At 44.2% G+C, this 16,729-nt stretch carries 17 protein-coding genes; 9 read left to right on the top strand and 8 right to left on the bottom strand.

Annotated elements, in window-relative coordinates; translation table 11 throughout:
* Positions 1-130: 130 nt before the first annotated feature.
* Positions 131-412 (top strand): DUF4242 domain-containing protein, encoded by a 282-nt coding sequence (locus FHW88_RS15270; protein WP_090533628.1) that lies wholly within the window; start codon positions 131-133, stop codon positions 410-412.
* 72 nt (positions 413-484) lie between these two features.
* Here FHW88_RS15270 and FHW88_RS15265 read toward each other — a convergent pair whose 3' ends face one another.
* The 4 genes from FHW88_RS15265 to FHW88_RS15250 all read right to left on the bottom strand — a co-directional run bounded on the left by FHW88_RS15265 (position 485) and on the right by FHW88_RS15250 (position 7,273).
* Positions 485-1,579 (bottom strand): phosphatidylinositol-specific phospholipase C1-like protein, encoded by a 1,095-nt coding sequence (locus FHW88_RS15265; RefSeq protein WP_090533626.1) that lies wholly within the window; start codon positions 1,577-1,579, stop codon positions 485-487.
* Positions 1,580-1,657: 78 nt separating this feature from the next.
* The gene (locus tag FHW88_RS15260) at positions 1,658-3,274 is read right to left on the bottom strand and encodes a RagB/SusD family nutrient uptake outer membrane protein (protein WP_176626521.1); all 1,617 of its coding nucleotides are present in this window, start codon (positions 3,272-3,274) and stop codon (positions 1,658-1,660) included.
* A gap of 20 nt (positions 3,275-3,294) precedes the next feature.
* Positions 3,295-6,324 (bottom strand): SusC/RagA family TonB-linked outer membrane protein, encoded by a 3,030-nt coding sequence (locus FHW88_RS15255; RefSeq protein WP_090533621.1) that lies wholly within the window; start codon positions 6,322-6,324, stop codon positions 3,295-3,297.
* Positions 6,325-6,658: 334 nt separating this feature from the next.
* Complete coding sequence (locus FHW88_RS15250; protein ID WP_176626519.1) at positions 6,659-7,273, bottom strand: hypothetical protein; 615 nt, start codon at positions 7,271-7,273, stop codon at positions 6,659-6,661.
* Between the two features lie 185 nt (positions 7,274-7,458).
* Here FHW88_RS15250 and FHW88_RS15245 point away from each other — a divergent pair, with 185 nt between their 5' ends.
* On the top strand, positions 7,459-8,631 hold the full coding sequence (locus FHW88_RS15245) for an MFS transporter (protein ID WP_176626517.1): 1,173 nt from the start codon (positions 7,459-7,461) through the stop codon (positions 8,629-8,631).
* 64 nt (positions 8,632-8,695) lie between these two features.
* On the opposite strand, the gene FHW88_RS15240 is transcribed toward FHW88_RS15245, so the two are convergent.
* From FHW88_RS15240 to FHW88_RS15230, 3 genes are all read right to left on the bottom strand, one after another.
* Positions 8,696-9,736 (bottom strand): DUF4097 family beta strand repeat-containing protein, encoded by a 1,041-nt coding sequence (locus FHW88_RS15240; protein ID WP_176626515.1) that lies wholly within the window; start codon positions 9,734-9,736, stop codon positions 8,696-8,698.
* An 81-nt stretch (positions 9,737-9,817) separates the two neighbouring features.
* Positions 9,818-10,201, bottom strand: a complete 384-nt coding sequence (locus tag FHW88_RS15235; protein ID WP_090533614.1) for a VOC family protein — start codon at positions 10,199-10,201, stop codon at positions 9,818-9,820.
* Positions 10,202-10,209: 8 nt separating this feature from the next.
* Positions 10,210-10,695 carry a peptide deformylase gene (locus FHW88_RS15230; RefSeq protein ID WP_176626513.1) on the bottom strand — a complete coding sequence of 162 codons (486 nt, stop codon included), beginning with the start codon at positions 10,693-10,695 and terminating at the stop codon, positions 10,210-10,212.
* A gap of 156 nt (positions 10,696-10,851) precedes the next feature.
* On the opposite strand from FHW88_RS15230, the gene FHW88_RS15225 reads away from it, so the two are divergent.
* The 7 genes from FHW88_RS15225 (at position 10,852) to FHW88_RS15195 (ending at position 15,445) form a co-directional block, all read left to right on the top strand.
* Complete coding sequence (locus FHW88_RS15225) at positions 10,852-11,424, top strand: Crp/Fnr family transcriptional regulator (RefSeq protein WP_176626510.1); 573 nt, start codon at positions 10,852-10,854, stop codon at positions 11,422-11,424.
* 109 nt (positions 11,425-11,533) lie between these two features.
* Positions 11,534-12,067, top strand: coding sequence for a YceI family protein (locus FHW88_RS15220; protein WP_176626508.1), 534 nt, complete (start codon positions 11,534-11,536; stop codon positions 12,065-12,067).
* Positions 12,068-12,093: 26 nt separating this feature from the next.
* Positions 12,094-12,312, top strand: a complete 219-nt coding sequence (locus FHW88_RS15215) for a tautomerase family protein (RefSeq protein WP_176626506.1) — start codon at positions 12,094-12,096, stop codon at positions 12,310-12,312.
* Positions 12,313-12,316: 4 nt separating this feature from the next.
* Positions 12,317-13,051 (top strand): SDR family NAD(P)-dependent oxidoreductase, encoded by a 735-nt coding sequence (locus tag FHW88_RS15210; protein ID WP_176626504.1) that lies wholly within the window; start codon positions 12,317-12,319, stop codon positions 13,049-13,051.
* A 72-nt stretch (positions 13,052-13,123) separates the two neighbouring features.
* Positions 13,124-13,501, top strand: coding sequence for a nuclear transport factor 2 family protein (locus FHW88_RS15205; RefSeq protein ID WP_218117203.1), 378 nt, complete (start codon positions 13,124-13,126; stop codon positions 13,499-13,501).
* A gap of 121 nt (positions 13,502-13,622) precedes the next feature.
* Positions 13,623-14,699: an NAD(P)H-dependent flavin oxidoreductase gene (locus tag FHW88_RS15200; protein ID WP_176626500.1), complete on the top strand. Its 1,077-nt coding sequence runs from the start codon at positions 13,623-13,625 to the stop codon at positions 14,697-14,699.
* Positions 14,696-15,445: an MBL fold metallo-hydrolase gene (locus FHW88_RS15195; protein WP_176626498.1), complete on the top strand. Its 750-nt coding sequence runs from the start codon at positions 14,696-14,698 to the stop codon at positions 15,443-15,445. The genes FHW88_RS15200 and FHW88_RS15195 overlap by 4 nt, the downstream gene beginning before the upstream one ends.
* Before the next feature lie 13 nt (positions 15,446-15,458).
* Here the strand turns inward: FHW88_RS15195 and FHW88_RS15190 are convergent, their stop codons facing one another.
* Entirely contained in the window at positions 15,459-16,721 is a 1,263-nt protein-coding gene (locus FHW88_RS15190; RefSeq protein ID WP_176626496.1) for a cation:proton antiporter, read from the bottom strand.
* Between the last annotated feature and the right edge of the window lie 8 nt (positions 16,722-16,729).

Raw genomic sequence — 16,729 nt, 5'->3', positions numbered from 1 at the left:
TATTCTATAGCTTTGATTTATAAAACGTTGCTACTTGTTTAGCAGCATTTTATCTTCCATTTCCGCCAATTACACCTGTTTGATTTAACGTTGCTGTTGAAAGTAATATTTAACCATTAAATCATATTTTATGAAAAAATTTGTAATTGAAAGGGAGCTGCCCGGCGCCGGTAACCTGTCGCCCGAAGAATTACAGGCGATTTCACAGGCATCGTGTTCGGTTGTGAATGAATTGGGTAAGCCCTACCATTGGATCCAATCGTTTGTTACTGCCGATAAGATCTATTGCATCCACATTGCCGAAAGTGAAGATGTTATTCGCGAACATGCCATGAAAGGCGGCTTCCCGGTAAGCAGTATTGCCGAAGTTAAGGCCATCATTGACCCAACAACAAGCACCGCGACAGTTTAATATGATTGTTGTTAAAAGAAGAAAGGCCCATAATTTTATTACAGGCCTTTCTTCTTTTTAATTTGGTATTGGTTAATTCCCGACCGAACCCTGTGAGCCGGTTTTAAACAACGGATCTTCTTTAAAATAAGCACCACCGTTAAAACTAATCACATAATCAGATTTGAAATGCGTACTTTTTTTATAATAATCGGTGCTGATGATCTGTGCACCTGATTTTTGCGCTGCTATAAACGAGCTCATATCATTTGCGCGGGCTTCTTCTGTATCCGAGTCGGCACGGGTACGGATAATGTAACCTTTCTTAACCAGTTTTTGAATGGCTGCCAGGTCCTTTTTAGCATCATTCATAATGTGAATGGCGGCTTCAGGTGTGCCCGGCAATGCATCGGCAAACAATACACGGCCTTTTAACGATGGGTGACCGGCGATATAGGCAGCTCTTTTTTCGCCTTTTTCATCAAGAATAAAAATGAACTTCCCTTTGGCCGCTTTCAACGTCGGCCAGTTGTTATGCAATACGGCAGCTTCAAGGGTTTTGTATGTGCCGCGCACATCATCCGGGGTAATTAAATATTGTTTGCCCAGGTTGTTTAAAATTTCTTTATCCAGATTGTCAAAGGTTTTAGCTGTAAATTTTTCCGGAACAGTGAACCCTGGTTTTTTTGACGGCTCGTCTTTAGCATTCATGGTAATGTAAATGGGATTATGATCAGGATGTTCATCACTCCATTTCTTCAACTCCTGCAGGCAAAGCTTAAAAGTTGCGCAGTTGCTGCGGTAGTCGATATCTTCAATATGAAAAACCTTAAAACCAGGTTCTTTCATTACGCCCCGGGTATCAAACGCCGGCTGTCCCGGCACCCAGTCCAACCCTTTGGGGTGGGCATATCTGCCACCTTTGGTATCAGCATAAACGTCAATTTCCAAAGCGTTTAATCCTAAATTAAGCTGGTCGGTAAGACTGATGTGCTCATAATCTATCTTACTCATACCAACCGAATCGCGCTTTTGCAAAAAACGGAATAGTTTGGGATCAATTGCCTGCTTATAGCTGTTGTGCGATCCTATTACCTGGAAATGGTTCATTTTCTGGTCGCCTGGGTTGCTCAATAGCGCTGATGCTGAAAGAATAATGCCCCCAATTAATCCGCCTGTAAGTTTCATTTTGGTAAATATATTATTGGTTTAACAAAACAAGCGCAAAAGGCCTGGCTTTTGCGCTTGTATAAAAAATGTTACTAATTAATAACCCGGGTTCTGTTTCAGGTTAGGGTTGGTTTTTAATTCGGTTGATGGAATCGGATATAACCTACGGGTTGGATCGGTGTTCATTTTCAGGTCGTCCGTTTTGCCGCCCATAACCGGTAGTGGATATTCTTTCTCAAACAAACCATAGCGGATCAGGTCATTACGGCGCCATGCTTCCCATGAAAGCTCACGTGCGCGCTCATCCAGCAAAGCATCCAGGTCAATTGATGTAGCAAGCTCCGCGTGGGCACGGCTGCGTAGTTTGTTTACCAAAGTAAGCGGAGTTTGTGCGTCACCGTTTATGGTAGTTGGAGTAGCGCCGCGTAATATAGCTTCTGCTTTCATCAGGTAAATATCGGCCAAACGGAATACCGGTACATCGTTACTGTTTAAACGGGTAGCCTGGATGATGTTAACATCAGGATAGTATTTAATTGAACGTACACCTTCCGATTGTGAGGTTGTCACATCATTACCCAAATCCATTGGTTTTAAACCGGTAAGGGTTAGGGTTGGGATGATGTTAATTTGCTTGGTTGCGTTCGGGGCCGGGTAATAAACAGGTTGGTTAGTGAAGCCGCCATTGCCATCAGGATAATATTGCGGTCCCGCAAGCCATGTTTTGCTACGGTCATCGCCAGGAATGTTAAAGCGGTTATAAAACTCAGGTGTGGTGCTCATGGCAATACTTAAGCCTACGTTGAAGCCATAGGCCTGGGCCAGGTAATAAAAGAAACCGAAACGGGTAAACTGGTTGCCCGGAATTTGCTGGTCGTAAGGAACGGCAAAAATAGTTTCATTAATCTGCGGACCGTTGGTTGGCAAAAATATGTCGCGGTATTTGGCATCCAGGAAATAATTGGTGTTAGCCTGTACGCTATCACACATGGTAACGGTTTCCTGGTAACGGGTGGTGCCTGTATATATACCAGAGTTCAGGTACATTTTTGCAAGCAGGGCAAACACCATGCCTTTTGTCGGGCGGCCGTACTGGCCTACGTTTGTTGCTGCGTTGCTGGTTTTAGCGGGCAATAACGGCAAAACGCTTTTAAGCTCGCTTTCAATAAACTCATACACTTTTGCGCGTGGCTGATTGGTCGGTTGCGTAGTTACCGGAAAGTCGGTGATGATAGGAACGTTTCCATACAGGTCCATCATGAAGTAAAGGTACAAGGCACGCATTGCTTTAACCTCGGCAATTGATGACGCTTTTTTTTCCGCTGTTGATGATGAGGCATTGATAACGGTGATAATACGGTTACAAGTGTTGATACCGCCGAAACCCCACTGCCATACGCCTATGACGTTAGGATGGTCAAATGTCCAGGTGTGGTAGTGTAACTGGCGGTACTGGCCACCGTCGTCGAAGTTACCGTCGCGGGCAGGCAAAATAGCCTCATCGGTCGACATATCCTGCATGCGCCAGTATGGTACTGCGTAACTTGACGACAGGTTTGAATAAATGGTACCCAGTAATGCCGTATAATCGGCATCAGTAACCGGGAAGTTTGATTTTACATATTGTGATTCAACAGGTACATCTAATTTTGTACATGAATATGTGCCAATCATGGTAGCGAAAGCGGCACATGCTAAAAATATCTTTTTCATCTTTTGTCTTTCTGGGTTTATTAGAATTGTGCGGTTATACCTAAGCTGAACGTGCGTGTTTTAGGATAGAAATCGCGGTTATCGATACCCGGGGTTAAACCGCCGATATTAACTTCGGGATCAACACCACGGTATTTTGTGATGATAAAAATGTTGTTACCCGATGCATAAAAACGCAGGCTTTTTATAGCCTGGATGTGTGGCTTAACGGTATAGCCCAAAGTAGCGTTATCCAAACGTAGGTATGAACCACTTTCAAGGAAACGATCAGAGATTAGGTAGGCGTTGATATCCTTAAATGATTCGCCCAAAGTGAACCTTGGGATGTTCTGCAGTCTCGCGTCGGCCGGGTTGTTCAATGAGGCAAGCGTTGCATTCAGTATCTTGTTGCCATATACGCCGCGAACCAGGAAATTAAGATCAAAGTTTTTATAGAAGAAGCTGTTGCTCCAGCCATAAACCAATTTGGGCTGGGCGTCATATTTTATAAACTGATCAGAAGTTAAGGGCTGGGTTGCCACTACCGATCCATCGGCTTTTTGGTAGGTACTTACACCATTGGCGTTTTTACCCATATAGTGCCACAGGTCAAAAGTACCAATAGCATAACCAGGCTGTATGATCTGGCTGTAATTGCCTGATTGGCCTTTACCGCCCAACTGGGCCGTTTGAATAAAAGGAAGCGTGAACCGGCTGTTTGATAAACTTTCAACAACGTTTTTGTTATGCGAAACGTTGAATGAAGTGCGCCATGTAAAGCTTTGCGATTTTACTGGTATCGCGTTTATGACAACCTCAATACCGTTGTTTTTAATTTTACCTACGTTGGCTGTATAAAACGGATAGAAATATAAAGTAGATGAAACCGGATAGGTAGCGATCAGATCGGATGTTTTTTTAACATAGTAATCAACCGAACCGGTAATGCGGTTATTCAATATACCAAAATCCAAACCGATATTGGTTGTACCGGTACTTTCCCATTTCAAATCGGGGTTATCATTACGTACCGGGCCGATAGGATTAACAATGTTACCATTGCTTAAAAATTTACCACCACCAGGAGGCACGCCATAAATCAGGCGGGCAGTAAAGGCATCGAAGCCTAAGCTGTTACCCGAAACACCATAACCTGCTCTTAATTTCAGGTCGCTGATAACCGGGATCGATTTCATAAAATCCTCGCTAATAATCTTCCATCCGACAGATACAGCAGGGAAGTAACCGTGACGGGTATTTAAACCAAATGCAGATGAACCGTCTTCCCTGATTGAAGCCTGCAGCAAGTATTTATCAGAAAACTGATATTGCGCACGGGCATAAAACGATATCAACCTTAAAGTTGAGATATAGGTAATAGCCGGAGCATTAGAGTTTATAGCATAATTAGGATTAAAAATTATTTGCGAAAGCTGGGTAGGATTAGAGAACGGCAAATAATTGTAGGTTAGGGCATCGTTTGAAAAGTTTTGGGTTTGTACGCCAAAACCATCATTGTTACGATCTTGCTGATAAGAGTAACCGCCCAATAATTTCAATGAGTGCTGGCCAAATACCCGGTCGTAGTTAAAATAAGCTTCTACTACGTTACTGGTATTAGTGTAAGCACTGCGGCTGGCCACGCCATGAGCGTTAACAAAGATGCCCGATTGGCTTGTTGAGTAAATGTTAACGTTGTTCTGCTCTTTTTGGGTTGACCCGGTTAAGGTGAATTTCAAGCCTTTTAAAATGTCAACCTGTGCCGACCCGTTTATTAAAGTTTTGTTGTTTTCTGTTCTTATAAAGTTATTATCAATTAATGATAAAGGGTTTAGCGGGCCGCTGCCTGTACGGGTGTAATTTTCTTTATAAGTACCATCGGGGTTAAACGGGCTTACTGTTGGCAGATAAAATAAAATGCCCGATAACACCTGGCTTTGATATATGTCATTGTTTTTAGTAGCGCTATTGGTTAAATTAATGCTCAGTTTTAAACGGTCATTAAAAAAACGCTGATTGATATAACCTTTGTAAATGGTACGCTCAAGGCTGGTATTTTTTAATATACCATTGTTTTTTAAATAATTGACACTTGCCCCATATTCCGAATTGGTACCCGCACCACCGTATGAAAGGTTATGGTTTTGCGAATAACTGGTTTTTTCGGCTAATTTTTGCCAGTTGGTGTTTGAGCCGTCGTCGTCTGTTGGCTTTGAAAGCGCGGCTACACCATTGTCGGCGAGGTATTTGCGAAGTTCGTCGGCGGTAAGTACGTCAATGTTTTTTGATACTTTTTCAACAGCGCCATAGCCGCTGTATGTTAACCTGGTTTGGCCGGTTTTAGCTTTACGGGTAGTAACAATGATTACACCATTTGACGCGCGTGAACCGTATATAGCGGTTGATGACGCGTCCTTTAATACATCAATGCTTTCGATATCGGCAGGAGCCAAAAGATCTATTGACGCGCCTGGTACGCCGTCAATCACATAAAATGGTTGCTGTGCAGCACCTTCACGAAACGTTGACGGCCCCCTTAAAATGGTGGCAGGCTGTTTGTTAGGGTCACCGCTTTTGGTAATGTTTAAACCGGCAACTTTACCCTGCAATAGTTCGGCAGGAGTAGTTAAAACGCCGTTGTTAAATTCTTCGGCTTTTACCGAGGTAATAGCGCCTGTTACATCTTTACGGCTGGCTGTGCCGTAACCAATTACCACAACATCTTTAAGCTGTTTGGTATCGGTAACCATCGTAACATTTACCGTGTTCTTTTCGCCAACAGTAACCTCCTTTGGTACCGAACCTAAAAAGGTAAATTTAAGTACATCGCCGGCGCCGCTTGTTTTTACGGTATAGGCACCGTTAGCGTTGGTTGAGGTTGATCGCCCCGAACTTTTTACGGTCACCACTACGCCGGGTAAAGGAAGATTACTTTCATCGGTAACGGTACCCTTTATAGTGCCGTCCTGTGCAAAAACCGCTGACGAGGCCATAAGCATCAGCATAAAAAGACAAATCGTTTTACCCGATCTGTGCCATAATCTAAGAATAGATCTGTAGTTTTTTTCCATAGTTTTTAATTAAAGATAAACCCCTGTTTTAATAGTTGCCCAAGTTGAGATAGGAGGGCGATAATTGGTGCAAAGCAACGGTAGTTTTATTATCAGGAAATAAATATAGGGTTAACTTATCTATTAATTAAAATCAATATTGTTTTTCTTATTTATGCTGTTTTTGGCTGGTTTTCAGCTTTTTACTATTGATTAATAATCGGGCTTTGTTAACCCGGGATTAACAATGTTTAAATTTTGGCGTTTTGTAAAAAGGGTGTTATGAAGCGCCTGCTAAAAAATTTGACTTTTTTAAAATTGATGGAAAAAGACACGTTTAGAGCAACGGCCCAATTTACCGGTTGGCCAGCGAGATCATTGTGTAGGCTCCATTGGTTTGAATAGTAAACATAAACTCGCTGTTTTGGTAAATCTTGCTTCCGGGTTTTCCATAAATTATGTCCCTGAAGTCGTGACTTTCAAGATAGTCCTGGAATGAATGATCGTGCAACACAGGACACATGTATAGGAGTTGTTCCATCCTGATGGCGAGGGCTGTTTTTCGTTTCTTATTTTCCCATCTGTCTTTATCCTGGTCAAAAACCCATCCGCTGTTGATTTTATTGAGTTCGGTAGTATAAACGCCCGGCCCTGCTTTCATAAGCAGGATCATATCGGCTGGGGTTATTTCTCTTTCGGCTGTCTTTGATTTGCGCCATGGATGAAAAGCAAGTAGTAATATCAATAACGTAGCCGTTAGAAGGCCGATCCAAAGGTAATTTCGGCTTTGGGGAGGTTCGGGGATTATCGGATATTCGTGCGGGAACAGTTCATTTTTAATTACCGAGAGTGTATATTTTGCTTCGGCCCGGGCAAGGCCTTCTGCAACCAACAGGGCCTCAATCTCATGATCTGAATTGCCATCGGTTATCATCCATTTTATCTGCTCAATAATTTGTTGCTTCTCCATTGGTAATGATGACAGGGTTAGGTTTAGTTTTGAAACTCAAGATACATATTTTTATAAAGCAACATAACGGGAATTAAAAATGCAGGTGGCGTTTCCTGAACGGGATACGCAAGGTAAAAGCGGTACTATTTTTTTAGCGTACAGTTTATAATTATTATTGCATCGCTATAGTTCTTCAAAACCAAATGAAACGTATCCTCCCGGTAATCGTACTCTCCCAGTTTTTTTGCACTTCACTGTGGTTTGCAGGCAACGCGGTTATGGGCGATATAGCCAAACAATTACAGCTTGAACCATCTTATCTGGCTTACTTAACAAGCGCGGTTCAGCTTGGCTTTATTACCGGCACCCTTGTTTTTGCCATCCTTGGTATTGCCGACAGGTTTTCGCCGGTGAAGGTGTTTTTCACTTGCGCACTTATTGCCGCAGCTGTCAATGCGTTGGCATGTTTACCGGGAACAGATGCTGCAATAATATTAATGCTAAGGTTTACTATAGGTTTTTTCCTGGCAGGGATTTACCCGGTGGGCATGAAAATAGCCTCAGACCATTATCCGCAGGGATTGGGAAAAGCCCTCGGTTTTTTGGTTGGGGCATTGGTTTTGGGCACAGCTTTGCCGCACCTGCTTAAAAACCTGATGGCCACGTTGCCATGGCGCTACGTTATCCTGTCGACATCGATGTTAGCCGCTTTGGGCGGATGTACGATGATATTATTGGTGCCTGACGGCCGGGAAAGGAAGCCGGTAGTAGCACTTAATCCGGCTGCGTTTTTACAAAGTTTTCGAAACAGGCAATTCAGGGCAGCAGCCTTTGGTTATTTTGGCCACATGTGGGAGCTTTATGCTTTTTGGGCTTTTGTCCCCATGATGCTAACCGCCTACAATAATCGGTTCTCAAATGCAGTTTTGAATGTCCCCTTATTGTCTTTTCTCATTATTGGGATGGGCGCTTTGGCCTGTGCAGCCAGCGGTATCATATCGAAATATCTGGGTGTGAAAAAAGTAGCTACCATCGCGTTGACAATTTCTTGCACCTGTTGCCTGGTATCGCCGCTATTTTTATTTACCGGCTCGACATGGATATTGATTTCATTTTTATTGATATGGGCTATTGCAGTCATTGCCGATTCGCCGTTGTTTTCAACATTGGTTGCGCAAAATGCCTATCAGCAATCAAGAGGAACCGCGCTAACCATTGTCAATTGCTTCGGTTTTGCTGTTACCATTGTAAGTATTCAACTGATCTCGGCTTTACGAACGGCCGAAAACGCGCGATATATTTACATGCTACTGGCCATAGGGCCGGTTTGGGGATTAATGGCACTGATAACAGGGCGAAACACTCACCAAGGATAGAAAAGAGAAAAGCTCCGGATCATAAACCCGGAGCTTTTCTCTTTATTGCTTAATTATTAAATGCTTACCTGAATTTAATATTAACACTTCCGCCCGATGCTTCGGCTTTAACCGGGATGCCGCCGCCATTGTATTTACCGTTAACCCGTTCCTTTTCCCATTGTCCGTTAAATTTAGCAACAGATGATGGCGACACGCCTTCACCTCGCAGGTCGAGGTCGTAGCCCTGGTTTTGCGGAAGTTCGATATCAACGTTACCGGCGCTTGATTCCAGTTTAAGATATTTGCCAACTTTTAGCATTTGAGCGTACAGACCACCGCCGCTGGTTTGCGCGCTAATACTCCCTGCCATGCGTTTAAGATCAATGCTCCCGCCGGAAGTACTGGTGATGAGTTCGCCGCTGATGTTATTGCCGTTAACGCCGCCACCGCTGGTCTCGGCGTTAATGGTGCCCTTTAGGTTTTCTAAAGTTATACCGCCGCCACTGGTTTCAAGCCTGATCCTGCCGTTACAGTTTTTGGCCTCAATACCGCCTCCGCTGGTTTCAAGCGAAATATCATCGCCCGAATTGGAAACATGAATGCCGCCGCCCGAGGTGTTACCGCGGATGGTACCGTAAAGCCTGTCGATAGTTAAACCACCGCCGCTGGTGCTAAATTTTTCGTTGCCTTTTAAGTTATCAAGACCAATACCGCCGCCACTGGTTTCCAGGTCGGTTGCGCATTGCTGCGGTACATAAATGCGGAATGAGATGCTCAATGAGCTTCTCCAGTTAAAAAAGTTTTGACGCTTGCTTTTTGCAATGGCCCTAACTTCATGCCCGCTAACCGATATGTCGAGTGTATAATCCTTGTCAAGGCGTTTTTTGATCTCTTCCTTTGAAAGATCATTGCCGTTGTTGCCTTTAATATAAACTTCCACCCGCGGAGCTTGCCCGGCCTGCCCGCTAACTACAATACCTCCGGCCGATGTACGTACCACGGCGCTGGTAATGGCATCGTTAGCCAATGATCTGGTAAGATATAACGAACGGCTGTCGCCATCTTGCGCTGCTGCCACCGCGGTTTGCCCGGCAAGCAGAAGAAGTAAAATATAGTTTTTCATAAATGGGGTTTTAATGGTAATACAGCTATGACCACACTTTACCCCCATACGTTACAGGCGTTTTTAATTTTTATTTAGGCATCAACCCAGCAAATCCCATAAATTACCAAAGGGGTCTTTAAAAACTGCAACTGTACCATATGATTCAACCTGGGGCTCACGAACGAATTCTATGTTCTCGTTCTTCATCGCATGGTAGTCGCGCCAAAAATCATCGGTCCTTAAAAAAAGGAATACACGGCCACCCGTTTGCTGTCCTATCCGACTTTTTTGTTCATCACCTACGGCCTTTGCTAACAGCAAGCTACACTCAAATGCTCCCCTGGGTCTTACCAACACCCATCTTTTATTTTCGTTGATCAGGGTATCTTCAATTAAGTCGAAATTCAATTTCTCCGTGTAAAATTGAATTGCTTCATCGTAGTTATCTACAACTACAGTAATATGTGCTATAAATTGTTTCATGAATCAGATTATAACCGCCATTTAAACGCCATGCTGTCGATAGCCCGCATCGTACATAAAATCCCGTTCAAATGATCATGCTCATGCTGCATCAGTTCAGATAGGGCATCCGTCATTACCCACTGCTGTTGCTGCCAGTTTTCGTCAAGGTAATTTACGGTGATGGTTTTATGCCTTTTAACTTTCACCAGCAGGTTAGGAAAGCTCATGCAATCGTCCCAAAGTTCAAAAAGTTCATCGCTGGCGTCCTGTATTTCGGGGTTAATGAAAACTACAGGCTTGTCAATATTCATGTAAACGAGGCGTTTCATAATGCCCAGTTGGGGAGCAGCGATAGCCCGGCCAAAGTTGTATTTTTGCCTGATCTCCTGCATTACATGGTGCATATCTTCAACCCAACCGCTTACCAGCGGCAATTCGTTTCGTAATACCGGCGGGCAAACCTGGTAAAGGCGCTCATCGCCAAGCAGCAAAATATCGTTCAATTTTTTCATTCCATAGTAAAACGTAAATTTATCACTTACGGAATCACATTAATCCCTCATGAATTGCTTTAACTTTATATCAAGACCCAAATAAGCGGAAATGCCGGAAAGTTAAACATTGACTTTCTTATCCAAATAAAGTTTTTTTGTAGTTATTTTTATCACATGCAGCCAAAAGAAATTTTAAAAGAGCACGTAAGCAAAACCGCCTCCCTAACCGACGAGCAGTTCGATTATTTCTTTTCGCATTTTACCTACAAAACATTCAAAAAAGGGCAAACTATAATCGGGGAAGGTGATAAAGTAGACTGTGAGTATTTCGTACTTTCGGGCTATCTGAAGTCGTTTTTTATTAACGACGACATGAAAATGTTCATCCTGCAGTTTGCTATGCCTACCTGGTGGGCTTCAGATTATAACGCGCTTTACAGCGGCGAGCGCGCTACAATTAGCCTGGATTGTATTACGGATGCCGAAGTACTTTGCCTCACCGGTCACGATCGCGAAAAGCTTTGTAATGAAATTCACGCAAGCGAGCACTTTTTTCGCTGGCGTACCAACAAGGGCTATGTAGCTGCTCAAAAAAGGCTGCTATCATTTATGAATAACAACGCAAAACGTCGTTATGAAGAGTTACTGGCGCAGTACCCTACGTTGTACAATGTGGTTCCCAAACAATTAATAGCCTCATATTTAGGCGTTTCAAGGGAAACATTGAGCCGTTTATACCATTCTTAAAATGTGACGTACATCACATAAATAAAGCGGTATTTCAATTGTGATGTAGGTCACACAGTTTCCAGGCCATTAGTCCCCAACTTTGTATTGTCATTAAAGACATAACAAAATGGAAACTCAAAAATTTGAAATCATCAGCGCAAAAAGTAACATCGATTGGATTGGTCGTAAAGTTACAGGCGCACACAATGGTACCATCGCTATAAAAGAAGGCTCTTTAACTTTTGCAGATGGACAATTAACCGGCGGTAAATTCGATATCGACACCACCTCTATTAAAATTCTTGACATAACTGACCCGGCTACCAACGCCCAGTTTGCAGGCCACCTTGCTTCCGACGACTTCTTTAATTCAGAAAATTATCCCGAAGCTCAATTTGTGGTTACTGCGATCAACATAGGCAGCAACGGCACTTATCGGATCACCGGCGACCTGACCATAAAAGGCATCACTCATTCCGTAAGTTTTGACGCGGAGGTTGCTACCGCAGCCGATACCGTAAACGCAACCGGTAAAGTTGTGGTCGACCGTACCAAATATGGTATGAGGTTTCGTTCCGGAAACTTTTTTAAAGACCTGGGCGATACGCTTATCTACAATGATTTTGACCTGAATATAAACATAACCGCAAAAGCTGTTTAAAACAGCTTTGCTTAAAAACTAAAGCCATGCCATACGTAAAAATTGAACTGACCCGCGAAGGTGTTACCCGCGAGCAGAAACAAATCCTGATAAAGGGTGTAACCGATTTGATTACCGATACCCTGAATAAAGACCCGCATTTAACCCATGTAGTGATCAGCGAAGTTGAGCTGGATGATTGGGGATATGCCGGCGAACAGACATCAGTATTAAGAGAAAGAGGCATCACTGCCGACAAGAAGTAAAACAATGAAAAAGCAAACAATAATCGTTACCGGAGCATCATCCGGTATCGGTAAAGAAATAGCCCGTTATTTTTTAGAAAAGGGCGATAACGTAGTCATCAACTCAACAACTGCCGATAAACTGGAAGCTGTTTACCAGGAGTTGGGTGCTGGCGATAACCTGGCCATGGTTGCCGGAAACGTAAGCGATAAAGTCACAGGCAAAAAGCTGGCCCAAACAGCCCTTGATAAATTTGGAAGCGTAGATGTGCTGATCAACAACGCCGGTATTTTTGAAACCAGGCCGTTTCTTGAAGTTGATGAAGCCTACCTCGACCGTTTTTTAAACACCAACCTTAAAGGTACTTACTTCACCACCCAGGCTGCGATTCCGCAAATGCTTAAACAGCATGATGGTGTGGTGATCAATATAGGTACGCCATTGGTTAACCATGCTCTTGGCGGAGTTCCCATTACAGCACAAATGGCATCAAAAGGTGCAATACACGCGCTTACTATACAACTGGCCGGCGAGTTTGGTAAAGATAATATCCGGGTAAATACCATTGCGCCCGGTACTATCCGTACCCCAATGCACGGTGATGATGCCGACCAAAGCGCAGGATTACACCTGCTGAACCGGGTGGGCGAAGTTGAGGACGTAGCCCAAATGGTGTACGCCGTTGCCAAAAACAATTTCATCAGCGGGGCCATTATCAATGTTGATGGAGGCATGGCGGCAGGCCATAATTTAAATTGAGTGTAAAATTCTTTTAGCAATTGCATTATGCCTTGCTTAGCGGCAGGCATAATGTTTAATTTATCAATAAAAATGGAAACTAACGATCAAAGCAAAGCTGCCATTGAACAGGCGCTTGAAAATTACTACTTCAAAGGGATTTATGAAGGTAATTTAGATTTGTTAAACCAGGTAATGAATACCGGCACCCTGCTTTTTGGCGATGTAAAAGGACAGCCTTATGCCAAAACATTGGATGTTTATTTGGATGGGGTAAAAAACAGGGTAAGCCCTAAGGATTCGGGCAAACCATTTAACGGGAAAATCATTTCTGTTAAAGCAGTAAATTCAATTGCAGTTGCCGAAGTACAGGTAAAAATGTACGATTATAACTATCATGAGTTTTTATCGTTCCATAAACTCGACGGCAAGTGGCTCATTGTAAATAAAATGATCAGCGATACGAATTAATTTCGTTTCAGTGATAAATTGACCTATAGTCTTTAGTCTAAAGTCATAAGTTCTAAGTGTAGAAAAGAGAAAATCAGACTTGCGACTTCAGACTTTGTACTATCGACTTAATACTAAAACCATGTGGTATAACACAAAAGCAACGGAACTATTAGGTATTGATTACCCTATTTTGCAGGGGCCTTTTGGCGGTAATTTATCGTCGGTTGAATTGGTAGCCGCGGTATCAAATGCCGGCGGGCTGGGTGGCTACGGGGCTTACACCCTGAGCGCGCCCGAAATTGCAGCGGTAGATAAACAGATCAAAGCAGCAACCAATAAACCGTACAACATTAACATATGGGTTTCGGAAACCGATGCACCTGACGGTGCAGCCACCGATGCGCAGTATGAACACGCAACACAATTGTTTAAACCCTATTTTGATGAAGCCGGGATCTCATTGCCGCCTAAGCCCGATCCCTTTAAATTACGGTTCGAAAACCAGTTGCAGGTGATCCTTGACCTACGCCCAAAAGTATTCAGCTTTATGTTTGGCACGTTGCCTGCCGATGTGATGGAGCAGTGCCGTAAGTTAGGCATCGTTACCGTAGGCGCAGCTACCACGCTGGATGAGGCTATAACATTGGAGGCAAGTGGAGTAGATCTGATCATAGCCTCGGGCTTTGAAGCGGGCGGTCACAGGCCATCATTCCTTGCCTCCGCCGAATCATCAACCACCGGTACTTTTGTGTTACTTCAATTAATTAAGGAGAAAGTAAAAGTGCCCGTTATTGCCGCCGGGGGCATTGCTAATGGCCGGGGGGTAGCCGGAGCCTTAACATTAGGTGCCGATGCTGTACAGATAGGGACTGCTTTTTTGGCCGTTGATGAATCGGGTGCGCTTCCTGTCCACAGGCAAATGCTGTTCTCAGATGCAGCGAAATATACTACCTTATCCCGCGCGTTTACCGGCAGGCTTGGCCGGGGTATTACCAGCAGGGTTGCTAAAGACCTGGCCGGAAAGGAAGCCGGATTTTTACCCTTCCCCCTGCAGACAACTTTTATGTCGCCTTTGAGAAAAGCCGCGCTTGAGCAGCAAAAATGGGATATGATTTTGTTTTGGGGCGGACAGATAGCGCCGATATTAAAACATAAAAAAGCCGCCACGCTGATGCAATCATTAATTGAAGACACTACTAAAATTATGACCCCATGAAAAGCGAAGTTAATGTAACCTACCTGGGTGGACCAACCATCATTTTGGAGATCGGCGGCTTAAGGCTCATGACCGACCCTACACTTGACCCCGCCGGTGAGCAATTCATGATCAACGATAAGCCTGCCTACCATAAAACCGAAGGCCCTGCTACTACCGACATCGGTAAAATAGATGTGGTTTTGCTAAGCCATGACCAGCATGGCGATAACCTTGACCATGCCGGCCGGGAGCTGCTGAAACAGGTTGATAAAACATTAACCACCAAAATAGGAGCCGAAAGATTAGGCGGCAATGCCTTTGGCCTGGCCCCATGGGAAAGCATCGCGCTTAACGATGAAGTAGTTATAACCGGCACACCGGCAAGGCATGGCCCTGCAGGCAGCGAAAAACTTACCGGCGATGTAACAGGTTTTATTGTAACTATTGCCGGGCTCCAGATCTATATCACCGGGGATACCGTATTTTACGATGGCGTAAAGGAGGTTGCAGAAAAATTTAAACCTCAATATGTTTTCATATTTGCCGGGGCAGCCAAGCCCCGCGGTCCGTTCAATGTAACTATGGGCACCAATGATGCTATTGATACCGCTTTTGCCTTTCCTGATGCTACAATCATTCCGGTGCATTTTGAGGGCTGGTCGCATTATACCGAAACGGGCGAGATGCTGCAGCAATCATTTAACGCGCTGGGCATTGGCGGTCAGCTCAGGATTTTACAGCCGGGCGTACAAACAAGTTTATAAGCAATTACTGGTATCATTCCCGCTCGTGGCCGGTAATTGGGGGTTCTGATAAAATTCCGGGATCTTCAATTGGTGCAACCACCTTTTTAGCGGCGCGCTCTGTAGCAAATGATGCTACCACGCAGGTAACCAGTATCAATATAATGGTGCCGTTCAGGATGTTGTCGTCAATAATCTGCGCCTTGTATCCCACTAAAATAATGGCAAGGGTAGCCGCGGCATGTGCACTGCTTAAACCGAAAATGAGGTTACGCTGTATGCCCGAATATTTGAATATTTTTTGGGTAGATAATGCCGCCAGCCATTTCCCCAGCAAGGCTCCAAGCGTTAAGCTTACTGCCACAATGGTAGCCTGCGGTCCGCGGCCCAGCACACGCAAATCAACCAGCATACCTACACTGATCAGGAAGAATGGAATAAATATGGCATTACCCACAAAATCGATCCTGCTCATTAAGGCTGATGACTGCTGTACCGCTTTATTTAAAGCAAGCCCCGCCACAAAGGCCCCTATAATGGGTTCGACCCCTGCCAGTTGGGATAAAAAGGCGGACACAAACACAATAAAAAGCACAAACACATATGGCAGCGTTTTACTATCGCGGTAGCGGTTAAAAAACCAGTTTGCCAACGGCGGGATCAGCACAAACATAATAAACGCGAATATCGAAAGCGAGATCATCAGCTGCAGCCAGAAGCCGAAACCCAGCCCGCCATCCTTAGCGCCCATAATTACGGGCAGCAAAATCAGTACGGCGGTATCGGTCAATATGGTGCCGCCTATACTTATGGCTACGGCCTCATTTTTCGCGATGCCATATTTGCTCACTATGGGATAGGCCACCAGTGTATGCGTGGCAAACATACTGGCCGTTAAGGCCGATGTTATTAACGAATAACCGAGCGCATAATAACAAACAGGAAAACCGATCAGTATTGGGATGCAGAAAGTAAAGAAGCCAAACACAAAGCTTTTATGTTTCTTCTGTTTAAACTCGTTCAGATCAAGCTCGATGCCGGCAATGAACATAATATAGAGCAACCCGATGGTAGAGAACAGCTCAACCGCCGAATTTTTGGTGAGCAGGTTTAACCCATGCGGACCAACCGCTATGCCAGCCATAATAAAACCCACAATACCCGGAATTTTGAACTTGCCCATGATGATTGGAGCAAGTAATATGATCAACAATATCAGCGAAAAGACAAGTACCGGGTTACTAAACGGCAGCTCAAGCTGTTGTGTTAACCGGCCCAGGATATCGGCATTATGCATGGGGGCAA

This window comes from Mucilaginibacter sp. SG538B (assembly GCF_013376065.1).
Lineage (GTDB): Bacteria > Bacteroidota > Bacteroidia > Sphingobacteriales > Sphingobacteriaceae > Mucilaginibacter > Mucilaginibacter rubeus.
This window is presented reverse-complemented; position numbering and strand designations above follow the sequence as displayed.

Bases quoted from the DNA above. Each gene is read 5' to 3' on its own strand.
- FHW88_RS15225 (WP_176626510.1), top strand. From the start codon at position 10,852: ATGCAGCCAAAAGAAATTTTAAAAGAGCACGTAAGCAAAACCGCCTCC.
- FHW88_RS15220 (WP_176626508.1), top strand. From the start codon at position 11,534: ATGGAAACTCAAAAATTTGAAATCATCAGCGCAAAAAGTAACATCGAT.
- FHW88_RS15245 (WP_176626517.1), top strand. From the start codon at position 7,459: ATGAAACGTATCCTCCCGGTAATCGTACTCTCCCAGTTTTTTTGCACT.
- FHW88_RS15270 (WP_090533628.1), top strand. From the start codon at position 131: ATGAAAAAATTTGTAATTGAAAGGGAGCTGCCCGGCGCCGGTAACCTG.
- FHW88_RS15235 (WP_090533614.1), bottom strand. From the start codon at position 10,201: ATGAAACAATTTATAGCACATATTACTGTAGTTGTAGATAACTACGAT.
- FHW88_RS15255 (WP_090533621.1), bottom strand. From the start codon at position 6,324: ATGGAAAAAAACTACAGATCTATTCTTAGATTATGGCACAGATCGGGT.
- FHW88_RS15215 (WP_176626506.1), top strand. From the start codon at position 12,094: ATGCCATACGTAAAAATTGAACTGACCCGCGAAGGTGTTACCCGCGAG.
- FHW88_RS15240 (WP_176626515.1), bottom strand. From the start codon at position 9,736: ATGAAAAACTATATTTTACTTCTTCTGCTTGCCGGGCAAACCGCGGTG.
- FHW88_RS15200 (WP_176626500.1), top strand. From the start codon at position 13,623: ATGTGGTATAACACAAAAGCAACGGAACTATTAGGTATTGATTACCCT.
- FHW88_RS15210 (WP_176626504.1), top strand. From the start codon at position 12,317: ATGAAAAAGCAAACAATAATCGTTACCGGAGCATCATCCGGTATCGGT.
- FHW88_RS15230 (WP_176626513.1), bottom strand. From the start codon at position 10,695: ATGAAAAAATTGAACGATATTTTGCTGCTTGGCGATGAGCGCCTTTAC.
- FHW88_RS15205 (WP_218117203.1), top strand. From the start codon at position 13,124: ATGGAAACTAACGATCAAAGCAAAGCTGCCATTGAACAGGCGCTTGAA.
- FHW88_RS15260 (WP_176626521.1), bottom strand. From the start codon at position 3,274: ATGAAAAAGATATTTTTAGCATGTGCCGCTTTCGCTACCATGATTGGC.
- FHW88_RS15265 (WP_090533626.1), bottom strand. From the start codon at position 1,579: ATGAAACTTACAGGCGGATTAATTGGGGGCATTATTCTTTCAGCATCA.
- FHW88_RS15195 (WP_176626498.1), top strand. From the start codon at position 14,696: ATGAAAAGCGAAGTTAATGTAACCTACCTGGGTGGACCAACCATCATT.
- FHW88_RS15250 (WP_176626519.1), bottom strand. From the start codon at position 7,273: ATGGAGAAGCAACAAATTATTGAGCAGATAAAATGGATGATAACCGAT.
- FHW88_RS15190 (WP_176626496.1), bottom strand. From the start codon at position 16,721: ATGCATAATGCCGATATCCTGGGCCGGTTAACACAACAGCTTGAGCTG.